This is a genomic window from Streptomyces sp. NBC_00078 (assembly GCF_026343335.1).
In the GTDB taxonomy this organism is placed as follows: Bacteria; Actinomycetota; Actinomycetes; order Streptomycetales; family Streptomycetaceae; genus Streptomyces.
The window spans coordinates 5,194,038-5,208,172 of record NZ_JAPELX010000001.1 but is presented as its reverse complement, the minus strand read 5'-3'; the positions used below and the strand labels follow the sequence as shown (position 1 = coordinate 5,208,172).

The 14,135-nt window shown below is 69.3% G+C and carries 16 protein-coding genes; 9 read left to right on the top strand and 7 right to left on the bottom strand.

The genetic code is table 11. The features are described from left to right. The first annotated feature begins 94 nt into the window (after positions 1-94). Both OOK07_RS24340 and OOK07_RS24335 read left to right on the top strand, forming a co-directional pair. Positions 95-586 carry an inorganic diphosphatase gene (locus OOK07_RS24340; RefSeq protein ID WP_266682881.1) on the top strand — a complete coding sequence of 164 codons (492 nt, stop codon included), beginning with the start codon at positions 95-97 and terminating at the stop codon, positions 584-586. A 105-nt stretch (positions 587-691) separates the two neighbouring features. Next, positions 692-2,362, top strand: a complete 1,671-nt coding sequence (locus OOK07_RS24335; RefSeq protein WP_266798471.1) for a threonine/serine exporter family protein — start codon at positions 692-694, stop codon at positions 2,360-2,362. A gap of 57 nt (positions 2,363-2,419) precedes the next feature. On the opposite strand, the gene OOK07_RS24330 is transcribed toward OOK07_RS24335, so the two are convergent. Continuing rightward, the gene (locus tag OOK07_RS24330; RefSeq protein ID WP_266798469.1) at positions 2,420-3,340 is read right to left on the bottom strand and encodes a DedA family protein; all 921 of its coding nucleotides are present in this window, start codon (positions 3,338-3,340) and stop codon (positions 2,420-2,422) included. A gap of 142 nt (positions 3,341-3,482) precedes the next feature. On the opposite strand from OOK07_RS24330, the gene OOK07_RS24325 reads away from it, so the two are divergent. Beyond that, positions 3,483-3,848: a YbjQ family protein gene (locus OOK07_RS24325; protein ID WP_266518943.1), complete on the top strand. Its 366-nt coding sequence runs from the start codon at positions 3,483-3,485 to the stop codon at positions 3,846-3,848. Between the two features lie 18 nt (positions 3,849-3,866). Here OOK07_RS24325 and OOK07_RS24320 read toward each other — a convergent pair whose 3' ends face one another. Continuing rightward, positions 3,867-4,628, bottom strand: a complete 762-nt coding sequence (locus tag OOK07_RS24320; protein WP_266798467.1) for a MerR family transcriptional regulator — start codon at positions 4,626-4,628, stop codon at positions 3,867-3,869. A gap of 123 nt (positions 4,629-4,751) precedes the next feature. Between OOK07_RS24320 and OOK07_RS24315 the strand changes: the two genes are divergently transcribed. Beyond that, on the top strand, positions 4,752-6,035 hold the full coding sequence (locus OOK07_RS24315) for an ion channel protein (protein WP_266798465.1): 1,284 nt from the start codon (positions 4,752-4,754) through the stop codon (positions 6,033-6,035). A 59-nt stretch (positions 6,036-6,094) separates the two neighbouring features. Further along, positions 6,095-7,495 (top strand): glutamate decarboxylase, encoded by a 1,401-nt coding sequence (gene gad / locus OOK07_RS24310; RefSeq protein ID WP_266798463.1) that lies wholly within the window; start codon positions 6,095-6,097, stop codon positions 7,493-7,495. Between the two features lie 29 nt (positions 7,496-7,524). On the opposite strand, the gene OOK07_RS24305 is transcribed toward gad, so the two are convergent. The 4 genes from OOK07_RS24305 to OOK07_RS24290 all read right to left on the bottom strand — a co-directional run bounded on the left by OOK07_RS24305 (position 7,525) and on the right by OOK07_RS24290 (position 11,283). Beyond that, on the bottom strand, positions 7,525-8,166 hold the full coding sequence (locus OOK07_RS24305; protein ID WP_266798461.1) for a PadR family transcriptional regulator: 642 nt from the start codon (positions 8,164-8,166) through the stop codon (positions 7,525-7,527). A 28-nt stretch (positions 8,167-8,194) separates the two neighbouring features. Further along, positions 8,195-8,731, bottom strand: a complete 537-nt coding sequence (locus tag OOK07_RS24300; protein WP_266682874.1) for a DinB family protein — start codon at positions 8,729-8,731, stop codon at positions 8,195-8,197. Positions 8,732-8,872: 141 nt separating this feature from the next. Beyond that, complete coding sequence (locus OOK07_RS24295; RefSeq protein ID WP_266682873.1) at positions 8,873-10,336, bottom strand: aldehyde dehydrogenase family protein; 1,464 nt, start codon at positions 10,334-10,336, stop codon at positions 8,873-8,875. A 110-nt stretch (positions 10,337-10,446) separates the two neighbouring features. Further along, positions 10,447-11,283 (bottom strand): Sco1979 family transcriptional regulator, encoded by an 837-nt coding sequence (locus tag OOK07_RS24290; protein WP_524540339.1) that lies wholly within the window; start codon positions 11,281-11,283, stop codon positions 10,447-10,449. Positions 11,284-11,604: 321 nt separating this feature from the next. Here OOK07_RS24290 and OOK07_RS24285 point away from each other — a divergent pair, with 321 nt between their 5' ends. Next, on the top strand, positions 11,605-12,120 hold the full coding sequence (locus tag OOK07_RS24285; RefSeq protein ID WP_406312278.1) for an ATP-binding protein: 516 nt from the start codon (positions 11,605-11,607) through the stop codon (positions 12,118-12,120). Between the two features lie 119 nt (positions 12,121-12,239). Here the strand turns inward: OOK07_RS24285 and OOK07_RS24280 are convergent, their stop codons facing one another. After that, positions 12,240-12,458, bottom strand: a complete 219-nt coding sequence (locus OOK07_RS24280) for a DUF397 domain-containing protein (protein ID WP_266520520.1) — start codon at positions 12,456-12,458, stop codon at positions 12,240-12,242. A gap of 396 nt (positions 12,459-12,854) precedes the next feature. Here OOK07_RS24280 and rpmB point away from each other — a divergent pair, with 396 nt between their 5' ends. From rpmB to OOK07_RS24265, 3 genes are all read left to right on the top strand, one after another. Continuing rightward, positions 12,855-13,091: a 50S ribosomal protein L28 gene (gene rpmB / locus OOK07_RS24275; protein ID WP_266798456.1), complete on the top strand. Its 237-nt coding sequence runs from the start codon at positions 12,855-12,857 to the stop codon at positions 13,089-13,091. Further along, entirely contained in the window at positions 13,091-13,396 is a 306-nt protein-coding gene (gene rpsN, locus OOK07_RS24270) for a 30S ribosomal protein S14 (RefSeq protein ID WP_266682870.1), read from the top strand. Before rpmB ends, rpsN begins: the two co-directional genes overlap by 1 nt. Before the next feature lie 114 nt (positions 13,397-13,510). Then, the gene (locus OOK07_RS24265; protein ID WP_266682869.1) at positions 13,511-14,041 is read left to right on the top strand and encodes a hypothetical protein; all 531 of its coding nucleotides are present in this window, start codon (positions 13,511-13,513) and stop codon (positions 14,039-14,041) included. Positions 14,042-14,135 lie beyond the last annotated feature (94 nt).

The following is a 14,135-nucleotide window of genomic DNA, read 5'->3' as shown; positions in this document are numbered from 1 at the left end:
CTCAGGCACGACCACCAGCCCCTTTCGCGATCACACACCTGCGTGAGGGACACTTAACCACCAGAACTATGTGTTGATCATGGAGGAGCCACCGGTGGAGTTCGACGTCACGATCGAGATCCCGAAGGGTTCGCGGAACAAGTACGAGGTGGACCACGAGACCGGTCGGATCCGCCTGGACCGTCGACTCTTCACCTCGACCGCCTACCCGACCGACTACGGCTTCGTCGAGAACACCCTCGGCGAGGACGGTGACCCGCTGGACGCGCTGGTCATCCTGGATGAGCCGACGTTCCCCGGCTGCCTGATCAAGTGCCGCGCGATCGGCATGTTCCGGATGACGGACGAGGCCGGCGGCGACGACAAGCTGCTGTGCGTGCCGGCGACGGACCCGCGCCAGGAGCACCTGCGTGACATCCACCACGTGTCGGAGTTCGACCGCCTGGAGATCCAGCACTTCTTCGAGGTCTACAAGGACCTGGAGCCCGGCAAGTCCGTCGAGGGCGCCAACTGGGTGGGCCGTACGGACGCCGAGATCGAGATCGAGCGCTCCTACAAGCGGTTCAAGGAGTCGGGCGGCCACTGAGCCCTGAGTCGTGCAACGGGCCGTACGCGCACGCGTGCGGCCCGTTCGCGTTTCTGTGCGCATACTGGGCCTTGCTGCACGCGTCGTACAGGGAGCGTTACTCAAGTGACGGAGGCGGAGGACCGCAAGCCGCAGTCGGACGAGGCAAGAGGCCCGTTCGACCCCGAGATCACATCCGAGTTCGCCATTCCCGCAGGCTTCGCCGCGCCCAGGGTCGTCGCCGAACCGGAGACCACGTCCGAGTTCGCCGTCCCCGACGGGCTGGACGTCCCGCAGTCGCCGGCGGCCGATGCCGAGGGCTCGGCGTTCAGTACGCCGAACACCTACAGCTCCACGCTCGCCCCGGCCGCGTTCACGCCGGCGTCCGGCATTCCGATGGTCAGCCTCACCAAGGACGTGCCCTGGCAGGACCGGATGCGCACGATGCTGCGGATGCCGGTGGCCGACCGGCCGGCGCCGGAGCCGGGGCCGAAGGCGGAGGAGGGCGGTCCGGCCGTCCCGCGCGTGCTCGACCTGACCCTGCGTATCGGCGAGTTGCTGCTGGCCGGCGGTGAGGGCGCCGAGGACGTGGAGGCCGCGATGTTCGCGGTGTGCCGGTCCTACGGGCTTGACCGCTGTGAGCCGAACGTCACCTTCACGCTGCTGGCGATCTCGTACCAGCCGTCCCTGGTGGACGACCCGGTGACGGCGTCCCGGACGGTGCGGCGCCGGGCCACCGACTACACCCGGCTGGCGGCCGTGTTCCATCTGGTGGACGACCTCAGTGACGCGGACAACCACCTCTCGCTGGAGGAGGCCTACCGGCGGCTCGCGGAGATCCGCCGCAACCGGCATCCCTATCCCGGCTGGGTGCTGACCGGAGCGGGCGGGCTGCTCGCGGGCGCCGCCTCCGTGCTGGTCGGCGGCGACGTGAGCGTGTTCCTCGCGGCCATGCTGGGCGCGATGCTCGGCGACCGGCTGGCCTGGCTGTGCGCCGGGCGCGGGCTGCCGGAGTTCTACCAGTTCACGGTCGCCGCGATGCCGCCCGCGGCCATCGGGGTCGCGCTGACCGTCGCCCACGCCGACGTCAAGGCGTCCGCCGTCATCACCGGTGGGCTGTTCGCGCTGCTGCCGGGGCGGGCTCTGGTGGCGGGTGTGCAGGACGGGCTGACCGGGTTCTACATCACCGCGTCGGCGCGGCTGCTGGAGGTCATGTACCTCTTCGTCGGCATCGTCGTCGGTGTGCTCGTGGTCCTGTACTTCGGGGTGAACCTGGGGGCCAAGCTCAACCCCGACGTGGCCCTGAGCATCGACCCGCGGCCGGGTTGGCAGATCGGCGCGTCGATGCTTCTGTCGCTGACGTTCGCCGTGCTGCTGCAGCAGGAACGGTCCACCGTGCTGTGGGTGACGTTGAACGGTGGCGTCGCCTGGTCGGTGTACGGCGCGCTGCACTACACCGGCGAGATCTCGCCGGTCGCCTCCACGGCGGTGGCGGCGGGGCTGGTCGGTCTGTTCGGGCAGCTGCTGTCGCGGTACCGGTTCGCCTCCGCGCTGCCGTTCACGACCGCGGCGATCGGGCCCCTGCTGCCGGGTTCCGCCACCTACTTCGGCCTGTTGTCGATCGCTCAGAACGAGGTCGACAAGGGGTTGGTCTCCTTGGCCACGGCCGCGTCCCTCGCCATGGCCATCGCCATCGGGGTCAACCTCGGGTCGGAGATCTCGCGGCTGTTCCTGCGGATTCCCGGCGGGGCTTCAGCGGCGGGGCGGCGGGCTGCGAAACGGACCCGGGGTTTCTGAGCGACTACGCGGCGCAGCCGCCTGTCGACACGGCCCCGCGCCCCTTGAGGTGCGCTTTCAGTAACCCTGGTTGTACGGGTACTGCTGGTTGTGCCGGTTCTGCTGGTCGCCGTACTGGCCCTGCTGGTCGCCGTACTGGCCCTGCTGCTCGCCGTACTGGCCCTGCTGGTACGACTGCTGCGGGTACTGCTGGGCGTAGTGCTGGTTCGGGTCGTACGGCTGCTGCTGTGGCTGCTGCTGGTACTGCTGGTGGTAGCCCTGGTCGTCGGCCGGCGGAATGCGGCGCAACTGGGTCGTCGCGTCGTCCATGACGGGGGCCTGCCGGTGCTCCGCCGGGGCAGGTGCCCCGGGGTCCTTCCTGGCCTTGGAGCGGGCGCGCAGAAACTCGATGATGATCGGGATCACCGAGATGAGGACGATCAGGATGAGGATCGCCTCGATGTTCTTGTTGACGAAGTCGATCTTGCCGAGCCAGGAGCCGAGCAGAGTGACACCGGCGCCCCACAGGACGCCGCCGATGACGTTGAAGGTCAGGAACGAGCGGTACTTCATGCCGCTGACGCCGGCGATGATCGGCGTGAACGTGCGTACGACGGGTACGAAGCGGGCCAGGACCAGGGACTTGGGGCCGTACTTCTCGAAGAACTCGTGGGCCTTGACCACGTTCTCCTGCTTGAAGAGGCGGGAGTCGGGCCGGTTGAAGAGCGAGGGGCCGACCTTCTTGCCGAACATGTAGCCCGCCTGGTCGCCGAGGACCGCGGCGACGCAGATCAGGGCGATGGCGGCCCACAGCGGGAATTTCAGCTGATTGGTCGTGATCAGCAGGCCGGTGGTGAACAGCAGCGAGTCGCCCGGCAGGAAGAAGCCGATGAGCAGGCCCGACTCCGCGAAGACGATGAGGAGCAGACCCCAGATGCCGAACGTGTCCAGGAGGTAGTTCGGATCCAGCCAGCTCGGGCCGAGGGCAAGCGTCGTCACGGTTCCGGGCTCCTGAAGGGGTGGAGGAAGGTACGGCGTCCTTGTACGGGCGCCCAAAGCTATCAACGCTGTGTGTCCGCCCCAGGTTCCACGGGTGTCTCCAGGATGCACTGTGCGCCGACTGGCACAAAGCTGTGGGGTTATGGGCATCGATGAATACGGCGGCGGTCAGGGCCCTCAGCCCGACGTGCTGGTCGTGACGACGAACGACGTACCCGGACACCGGGTTCAGGAGGTCCTCGGCGAGGTCTTCGGGCTGACGGTGCGCTCCCGGCATCTGGGGAGCCAGATCGGCGCGGGACTGAAGTCGATGATCGGCGGTGAGCTCAAGGGGCTCACCAAGACACTGGTGCAGACCCGCAACCAGGCCATGGAGCGGCTCGTCGAGCAGGCACGCGCGCGCGGGGCGAACGCGGTGCTGATGTTCCGCTTCGACGTGACCGAGGCCGCGGACCTGGGCACCGAGGTGTGCGCTTACGGGACCGCGGTGGTCCTGGCCCGGGAGTAGGACGCCCGGGCCAGGACGCTACGCGGTGCGGCGGGACGCGTTCGCCTCGATCGCGTCCCTGAGGTGCTCGGCGAGTCCGGGGTGCATGGCGTCGTAGAACGCCTTGAAGCGCTCGTCGGAGACGTACATGCCGCCGAGGCAGCGGTGCATCTCGTACGGGCACTCGTAGAACCACCTGCCGATGTGCTGCCGGTGTTCCTCGGCCATGTCCGTCGCGGCCTCGCCGGCCGACGGCTCACCGGCGGCCACCAGGGCGGCGTAACGCTCGCTCCAGGAGTCGACCTCGGCCTGCAGGCGCTTCCAGTCCTCCTTGGTGTAGGTGGCCGCGCGGCGCTGTGACTCGGCGTACGCCTCCGTGCCGCCCCAGCGCTGTTCCGCCTCCTCCGCGTACTGCTCGGGGTCCTTGTCGCCGAAGACCTCGAACCTCTCCTCGGGTGTCAGGTTGATGCCCATCGTGCGTGCCTCCATGGCGTGCTCCACGGCCGCCGCCATCTTCTGCAGCTTCTCGATCCGGGCGGTCAGCAGCTCGTGCTGGCGGCGCAGGTGCGCGCGCGGGTCCGCGGCCGGGTCGTCGAGCAGGGCGGCGACCTCGTCGAGCGGGAAGCCGAGCTCGCGGTAGAACAGGATCTGCTGCAGCCGGTCGAGGTCGGCGTCGCTGTAGCGCCGGTGGCCCGCGTGGCTGCGCTCGCTCGGAGCGAGCAGGCCGATGTCGTCGTAGTGGTGCAGCGTGCGCACCGTGATGCCGGCGAAGCCCGCGACCTGTCCCACGGAGTAGCTCACTTCGTCCGCTCCCTTCTCGTGACGCACTCCACGGTGGGGCCTCACGTGACGTGAGGTGCAAGTCCTGTCTCCGGAGCATCCGTTCCGGATGTTGCGCCTATTTTGTCCGCTTATGGTGAGCCCGTGGCTCACGACAACGCGCAGCAGGCGCCCGCCGCCCCCGCGGCACCGGCACGCGCGTTGTTCCCCTTGATCCTGCCCGCTCTCGTGGTGGGCGTGGGCGCGAGCCTGCTGCTCATCGGGGTGAGTGCCGCGGCCGAGCAGCTCCAGCACGTGCTGTGGCGGAACCTGCCGGACGCCCTGGGGGTGGGGCGGTACTCCGTTCCCTGGATGCTCGTCATGCTCACCGCGACCGGTGTGCTGGTCGGTCTGGTGGTGTGGCAGGTGCCCGGCCACGCGGGGCCCGATCCGGCGTCCATGGGGCTGAACGCGCCCGTCCTGCCGCCCGCTGTGCTGCCCGGCCTGCTGCTGGCGACCGCCCTGATGCTCGCGGGCGGGCCGAGCCTCGGCCCCGAGAACCCGGTCATCGCGGTGAACGTGGCGCTGGCCTACTGGCTGGGCAGCAGGCTGGTGCGCCGGATGCCGGGCGGAGTGTGGGCGGCACTGGCGGAGGCGGCGACGATCGGTGCGCTGTTCGGGACGCCGGTGGCGGCGGCGCTGGTCATCTCCGAGGCGCTGGCCGGGCGGCAGCTGAAGGGGCTGCTGTGGGACCACGTGTTCGGTCCGCTGGTGGCCGCAGGGGCGGGCGCCCTGACGACCACCCTGGTGGCGGAGCCCAGCTTCGACCTGCACCTGCCGCCGTTCGACCGGCTCGGCTGGGGCGATCTGCTGGCCGCGCTGGTGGTCGCCCCGCCGGCGGCGGCGCTCGGCATGTGCGCGGTCTACGCCTTCCCGTACGTCCATGGCGTCTTCCGGCGCCTCAGGCACCCGATGGTGGCGCTTCCGGCCGGCGGGCTCGTCCTGGGGCTGCTGGGCGCCCTGGGCGGGCCTCTGACGCTCTTCAAGGGGCTGGACGAGGCCGCGGAGCTGGCGCGTGATCCGGACGGCTGGTCGGCGGGCGGGTTCGCCCTGCTGGCCGTGGTGAAACTGGCCGCGCTGCTCGTCGCGGCGTCCTGCGGCTTCCGGGGCGGGCGGATCTTCCCGGCGGTCTTCGTCGGCGTCGCCTTCGGCCTGGGCGCGCACGCCCTCTTACCGGCTGTTCACCCGGCCCTCGGTGTCGCCACGGGCGTACTGGGCACCCTCCTCGCCGTCACCCGCCAGGCATGGGTGAGCCTGTTCACGGCAGCGGTGCTGGTGTCCTCACCGGCGATCACCGCCCTGTTGTGCTTCGCCTCGCTGCCCGCCTGGCTGCTGGTGACCGGGCGGCCGCAGATGCAGTTGCGCGGCGACGGCACCCCGATCCGCTGAAACCCGTTGTCCAGAAGAGATTTCGGAAGAGATTCCGAAAGAGACGAGGAGACAAGGCCATGGCGCTCCACGAAGGCCCGCAGAAGCACGACGAGCGCCCGGTGTCGGTCAATCCCTTCTTCGGGGAGGCCAATCCGGTCGCCGGCATGACCGAAGCGCCACCCAGGCACCGGCTCCCGGACGCGGCCATGCCCCCGATGACGGCGTACCAGCTGGTGCACGACGAGCTGATGCTGGACGGCAACTCACGGCTGAATCTGGCCACGTTCGTCACCACCTGGATGGAGCCGCAGGCCGGCGTCCTGATGGCGGAGTGCCGGGACAAGAACATGATCGACAAGGACGAGTACCCGCGCACCGCCGAGCTGGAGCGGCGTTGTGTGGCGATGCTCGCCGATCTGTGGAACGCACCGGATCCGTCGGCGGCCGTGGGCTGTTCGACAACCGGGTCGAGCGAGGCGTGCATGCTCGCCGGGATGGCGCTCAAGCGGCGCTGGAGCAGGCGCAGCCCCACCCCGGGGGCGCCGCCCAACCTGGTGATGGGCGTCAACGTCCAGGTGTGCTGGGACAAGTTCTGCAACTTCTGGGAGGTGGAAGCCCGCCAGGTGCCCATGGACGGTGACCGCTTCCACCTCGATCCGCAGGCCGCCGCCGAACTGTGCGACGAGAACACCATCGGGGTCGTCGGCATCCTCGGCTCGACCTTCGACGGCTCCTACGAGCCCATCGCGGACCTGTGCGCGGCGCTCGACGCCCTCCAGGAGCGCACCGGTCTGGACATCCCCGTGCACGTGGACGGCGCGTCCGGCGGCATGGTCGCCCCCTTCCTCGACCCGGAGGTGGTCTGGGACTTCCGCCTCCCGCGCGTGGCGTCCATCAACACCTCGGGCCACAAGTACGGACTGGTCTACCCGGGCGTCGGCTGGGCGCTGTGGCGCGACAAGGAGGCGCTGCCCGAGGACCTGGTCTTCCGCGTCAACTACCTGGGCGGCGACATGCCGACCTTCGCCCTCAACTTCTCGCGCCCCGGCGCCCAGGTGGTCGCGCAGTACTACACGTTCCTGCGGCTGGGCCGCGAGGGCTTCCGCGCCGTGCAGCAGACGACGCGGGACGTGGCCATGGGCATCGCCGGACGCGTCGAGGCGCTCGGCGACTTCCGGCTGCTGACCCGGGGCGACGAACTGCCCGTCTTCGCCTTCACGACGGCCGAGGACGTGGATTCGTACGACGTCTTCGACGTGTCCCGGCGGATGCGGGAGAGCGGCTGGCTGGTGCCCGCGTACACCTTCCCGCCGAACCGGGAGGACCTGTCCGTGCTGCGGGTGGTGTGCCGCAACGGCTTCTCGGCGGACCTCGCGGACCTGTTCGTGGAGGACCTGACGCGGCTGCTGCCGGAACTGCGCCGCCAGCCGCACCCGTACACCAGGGACAAGGGCGCGGCCACCGGCTTCCACCACTGACGCGCTATCGGCCGAGGCGCGCGAAGCGATTAGTGATCGTCTCCCGGATGACGCTCCCCCGTGGCGTACGGGTTCTCGTCTCCCTCGGCCAGGACGCCGACAAACGGCTCGCCCTCCCCCGCGAAGGTGTACGCCCCACCCTCGATCCGGCCGATCAGCCCGTCGGTCCACTCGGCCTCGACGTCGGCCGTATGCACCCAGAGGTTCATGATCTCGCCGATGTGGCCGAGCTGTTCGGGGCCGCCCTCGGGGACGTAGTGCCCGGTGACGGCCCCTCGCCACTCCTCGATGCGCCTGACCCGCTCCTTCAGCAGGGCCACCACCTCAGCACGCGGCAGGTCGACCATGAAGCCGATGGCCGCCGACTTCACGTCCGTCTTCTGGTCGTAGGAGGTCAGCGCCTCGCGCAGCAGCCGGAGGAACTCATCGGTGCCCCAGTCGGTGATCTCGTACTCCGTGCGCGGCGGCCCGCCGGCCGTGGACGGCGCGACCTCGTGCGCGTGCAGCAGCCCCTGCTTCGCCAGCTGCTTCAACGCGTGGTAGATCGAGCCGGGCTTGGCGTTGGACCACTCGTGCGCCCCCCAGTACTCCAGGTCGCTCCGCACCTGGTAGCCGTGGGCCCGCCCGTGCCGGCGGACCGCGCCGAGCACGAGGAGACGGATCGTTGACATACGGTCCAGGTTATGGCCTCCTACGGCCTCACTTTTCGGCGAGCGCCACCAGCTCGAACGCCGTCTTCCCGTCGAGGGCCTCCCGGATGATGTCGGCGTGCCCGGCATGCCGGGCGGTCTCGCGGATCAGGTGAAGGCACAGCCAGCGCACGGAGACGCGCCCCTCCGGCGGGAACCAGGGCTGGTCCGGGAGCGGAAAGGTGTCGTCCAGGCTCGGCACCGAGCGGACGTATGCCTCGGTCTCGGCGGCGACCTTCTCCCAGTACGCGAGCTGCGACTCGACCGTCTCGCCGTCGAGGAGCGCGAAGCTCTCGTGCCAGTTCGACGGGTCATGGTGCACGGCCGGCGACTCGCCGCGCGCGCGGGCCACCCAGCCCTGCTCGGTCTCCGCGACGTGCTTCACCAGACCCGCCAGGGACAGCTCACTGACGGTGGGGCGGGACGTCGCCTGCTCGTCCGTCAGCCCGAGCACCGCCCGGCGGATGCCGCCACGCTGTTCCGCCAGGAAGGACAGCAGCGCCCCCCGCTCGTCGCCCCGCGCCTCGACCAGTACGTGAGTGACCATGACCGCCGCCTTTCACCGGTGGCAGGGAGTCCGTCCCCCTGCCCGACACCGACGAAGCTACGGGCCATCGAGGTCAGATTCTGTCCTCAACGGCCCGCTGCGGTCGCGAAGACCGAAGGTCACCGGGAACTGGAACTGAAACTAGAAGGGGAACCCGCTCCTGCCGTGCTGCACCGAGATCCACTTCAGGGTGGTGAAGGAGTCGATGGTCGTCTCGCCGTTCAGCCGGCCCACACCGGAGCTCTTCTCGCCGCCGAAGGGGACGAGGGGCTCGTCGTGGACGGTGCCGTCGTTCACATGGAACATGCCGGTGTCGATCTGCTTGGCGAACGAGACGCCCCGCTCCACGTCGCCCGTGTGGACGGCGCCGCTCAGGCCGTACGGCGTGTCGTTGGCGATGCGTACGGCCTCCTCCTCACCGTCGAAGGGGACGAGGAAGACGACCGGGCCGAAGACCTCCTGCCGCAGCAGAGCCGAGTCGGCGGGGACGCCGGTGAGGACCGAGGGCTCGACCAGGTTGTCCGTGGTCGTGCCACGCAGCAGGGCCGTCGCGCCCTCGGAGACCGCCTGCTCGACGACACCCGAAAGAGCGTCCGCCTGCGAGGAGTTGATGACCGGGCCGATGACGGTCTGCGGGTCGCGCGGGTCGCCGACCTTGAGGGTCTTCACCTTGGCGACGAACTTCCGGGTGAACTCGTCGGCGATCGTACGGTCGACCAGGACGCGGTTGGCGGCCATGCAGACCTGGCCCTGATGGACGTACCGGCTGAACACCGCCGCGTCGACCGCGTAGTCGATGTCGGCGTCGTCGAGGACCACGATCGCGCTGTTGCCGCCGAGTTCGAGGATCGAGCGCTTGAAGTGCGAGGCGCAGACGGTGGCCACGTGGCGGCCGACCTTGTCGGACCCGGTGAAGGAGATGACCTTCGGGACCGGGTGCTCGATGAAGGCGTCGCCTATCTCCGCTATGTCCGTGATGACGACGTTGAGCAGACCGCCCGGGAGCCCCGCGTCCTCGAAGATCTTCCCGACCAGGGAGCCGCCGGTGATCGGGGTGCTCTGGTGGGGCTTGAGCACCACGCCGTTGCCGAGGGCCAGGGCCGGGGCGACCGACTTGACCGACAGCAGGAAGGGGAAGTTGAAGGGGCTGATGACACCCACCACGCCCACCGGGACGCGGTAGAGGCGGTTCTCCTTGCCGTCCACCGGCGACGGGAGGATCTTGCCCTCGGGGCGCAGCGCCCACTGGATCGACTCGCGCAGGAACTCCTTGGCCAGGTGGAGTTCGAAGCCGGCCTTCAGACGGGTGCCACCGACCTCGGCGATGATCACCTCGGCGATCTCCTGCTCGCGCTCCTCGATCAGCCGCAGTGCCTTCTCGAACACCGCGCGGCGGGCGTACGGGTTGGTCTTCGCCCACTGCTTCTGTGCGCGGGCCGCCGCCCGGTACGCGTCGTCGACCTCGTCGACCGTGGCTATCGTGATCGACGCCAGCTTCTCGCCGTCGTACGGATCGAAGTCGATGATGTCCCAGGAGCCCGTGCCCGGGCGCCATTCGCCGTCGATGTACTGCTGAGCCAGGTCGGTGAAGTACGACGACGACATGTGATCCCCAAATCGCTAGCAGACACGATCAACGGCACGGCCTGATCACACGTCATCGTACGGGCGACGCAAGCGACTTGGGGACTGAGAGCGAAGTCGTGGGGAGAACCCTAGGAGAGCTGGAGGAGGCCCCGCAGAAGGTCGCGGCTCTCGTCCGGCCCGGGGCTGTCCTGCTGGAGCTCCTTCAGCGCCTTCTCGTACTGGCCGACGTCCTCGTGCTTGTCCAGATAGAGCGCACTGGTGAGCTGCTCCAGATAGACGACGTCCGACAGGTCGGACTCCGGGAAGCTGAGGATCGTGAACGCGCCGCTCTCGCCCGAGTGGCCGCCGAAGCCGAACGGCATGATCTGCAGCCGTACGTTCGGCCGTGCCGAGATCTCGATCAGATGCTGGAGCTGACCGCGCATCACCTCGCGGTCGCCGTACGGGCGGCGCAGGGCGGCCTCGTCCAGGATGACGTGGAAGTCGGGCGCGTGCTCGGAGACGAGGTTCTTCTGCCGCTCCAGGCGCAGCTCCACACGCTTCTCGATGTCGGCGGGGCTCGCCCCCCTCATCCCCCGCCGCACCACCGCGCGTGCATACGCCTCGGTCTGCAGCAGGCCGTGCACGAACTGCACCTCGTAGGCCCGGATCAGATGCGCCGCGCCCTCCAGGCCCACATAGGTGGGGAACCAGCTCGGCAGCACGTCCGAGTAACTGTGCCACCAGCCCGCGACGTTGGCCTCGCGGGCGAGGGACAGGAGCTGGGTGCGCTCCTGCTCGTCCGTGATGCCGTACAGCGTCAGCAGGTCTTCGACGTCACGCGTCTTGAAGCTCACCCGGCCCAGTTCCATCCGGCTGATCTTCGACTCGGACGCACGGATCGAGTAGCCCGCCGCCTCGCGAGTGATGCCGCGCGCTTCACGCAGCCGCCTGAGTTGCGAGCCGAGCAGCATGCGCCGCACCACCGATCCGGGCTCTCCCACGCTCACGTTCGCCAGCCTCCCCAACGCCTCCAGGGGCCGAAGTCTGCCACTAAAACACTCCGAGCAGTACTCGTCCGATTACAGAGAAGAGAGGAAGTCAAAGATTCCGCCCAGGAAGCGGGAAGGAGTGGACAAGGAGAGGGAGAGAAGACGGCGGAAAAAATGACCAAGAAGCGGTACGGGAACGTCCAATTCGGTCACGTGCACGTGCATCTGCACCTTGCATCTGCACCGCGCATCCGAAACCATGGTCTCGCGCAACCGCTGCATCGCAATGACCGCGAACACCGGGGAGTGCCTCGCATGGGGACGAATGGATCGACCATGCTCGAGCCGTTACGGCAGGGCCTTCCGCCGCTGGATCCCGCGGCCGTGTCCAGCGCCGCGTCCTGCGCCCTCCCCGCCCGCTACGAAGCAGTGGGCGAGGCGAGACGCTTCACCCGCAGAACCCTCGACCAGTGGGACATGGGCGACCGCTTCGACGACGTCTGTCTCGTGGTCTCCGAGCTGGTCACCAACTCCCTGCGGCACGGCCTGCCGGCGGGCAGTCTGTGCACGGTGGAGCAGGGCCCGCCCGTGCGCCTGCACCTGATGCGCTGGACCGAGCGGCTGGTGTGCGCGGTGCGCGACCCGAGCCACGCGAGTCCGGTCGCCCGGGAGGCGGACGACTTCTCGGCCGAGTCGGGCCGCGGCCTGTTCCTCGTCGACTCCTTCGCCGACAGCTGGGGCTGGCACCCGATGGCCGGCACGCTCGGCGGCAAGGTCGTCTGGGCGCTGTTCCGGCTGCCGCACACACCCCAGCCGCTGCCCGCGAAATAGAACCCCGGCGTCCGCTGACGCCGGGGTTCTACGCGCGTTACAGCATGTAAGGCACCAATTGCCCCGAGTTGCCCCGGGCCCTGACTCGAACTCGGGCTCAAACTCGGGCCGGCCGGATGTCAGCCCACCACGAGGTGGTCGAACTCGCCGTCCTTGACGCCCAGGAGCATCGCCTCTATCTCGGCGCGCGTGTAGACGAGCGCCGGCCCTTCGGGGAAGCGCGAGTTGCGCACGGCCACGTCTCCGCCGGGCAGCCTGGCGAACTCCACGCAGGATCCCTGCGAGTTGCTGTGCAGGCTCTTCTGCCAGGCCACCCCGTTCAGCTCCGTGGCCGCCATGCCGTTGTACACGTCGTGGTCCACAGGTCGCTCCCCGATGGTGCGGTGGCCTTGGGGCCAATGATGCAGTGGTCAACTGGTCCGGATCATAGCCGTGTTCACGTGCTGATGCATGAGCAGATGCACGTGCACGGGGGGTGGGGCTCCGGTTACAGATGTGACGTACGAGGCCTGACATGGTCGTACGCGCTTCTGCATCCGCTCCAGCGTCTGCCCCGGCGCCCATATCCCATGCCGGGCCGCCCCCGTACGCACACAGGAAGAGACGCACACCGCGGCCTTCCTGTTCCCCCGTCCGCACATGTTCCGGCATTTCGGCCCGCCCGGCGCGGCTCTGCTATTTTACTGAAAATGAATACCATTAGTGATAGTGATTCCAGGAGAGGTACGGCATCCATGTCCGCGCACTGCATGCTGACCGGCGCCCGGCCCGGCTTCGGCAACCGCATCTCCCGATCCCACCGGCGCACGTCCCGCCGCTTCGACCCCAACATCCAGAGCAAGGGGTACTGGCTGCCGGGCGAGGGCCGGCACGTGCGGCTGCGGTTGAGCACGAAGGGGATCAGGACCGTCGACGCGATCGGCGTCGAGGCGGCCGTGGCGCGGATCCGCGCGCGGGGGGTGCGGGTCTGATGGCGAAGCAGAGCAAGATCGCGAAGAACGGTCGGCGGCGGGAGATCGTCGCCCGCTACGCCGAGCGCCGCGCCGAGCTGCAGGAGACCATCCGGCGGCCGTCGTCGACGGAGGCCGAACGGCTCGCCGCACAGCGGGAGTTGCGGGGCCAGCCGCGCGACGCCAGCCCGACGCGCGTACGCAACCGCGACCAGGTGGACGGACGGCCGCGCGGGTACTTCCGGGTCTTCGGGCTGTCGCGGCTGTCGCTGCGGGAACAGGCGCATGCCGGGTATCTGCCGGGCGTGCGCAAGTCCTCCTGGTAAATCTCACAGTCGCTCCCCGTGGGGCGGGCGGCCGCTGCTGGTAGCTTGCTGCGGGCGTTTCGGCCACGCGGCCGGGACGACCGGCCACCGCCCGCTACAGCTTGGGAGCTTCCAGTGACTTCGGCGACCTTCACGCGTCCCTCTCGCACGGTGTCGCGCCGGCAGGTGCGGATCGCGGCGGCGGCCGCCGGGCTGGCGGGCGCGCTCGTGCTGACCGCGTGCAGCGGCGGCGATTCCACGGACGGCTCCTCGTCCAGCCCCTCCTCCTCCGCGGCCCCGACGGCGACGGCCGACACGGGCGGTGGCACCGGCGGGGCGACGAGCGCGTCCGACGACCTGCAGGGCAGCTGGCTCGCCACGACCGGCGGCAAGGCCGTGGCACTGGTGATCACCGACAAGAAGGCCGGGCTCTTCTCGACCGGCGGGACCGTGTGCAGCGGGACCGCGGGCAAGGAAGCCGGTATGGAGATGATCCGCCTCACCTGCACGGACGGCAGCAAGGACCGGGCGACGGGCATGGTCGACTCCGTGTCCAAGGGATCGCTGCAGATCACCTGGTCGGGCAGTGTCGGCAAGGAGACGTACACCAAGTCGAAGGGCGGCGGCCTGCCGACGGGGCTGCCCACGGCGAACCTCGGGCAGTAGTCGGCCCGGGGGCGGGCAACCGCCGCACGGGTACGTGCGTGATGATCCATGCACGCGATCACCGGCGTCACGCCGCAGAGCACCAGAGGACCCA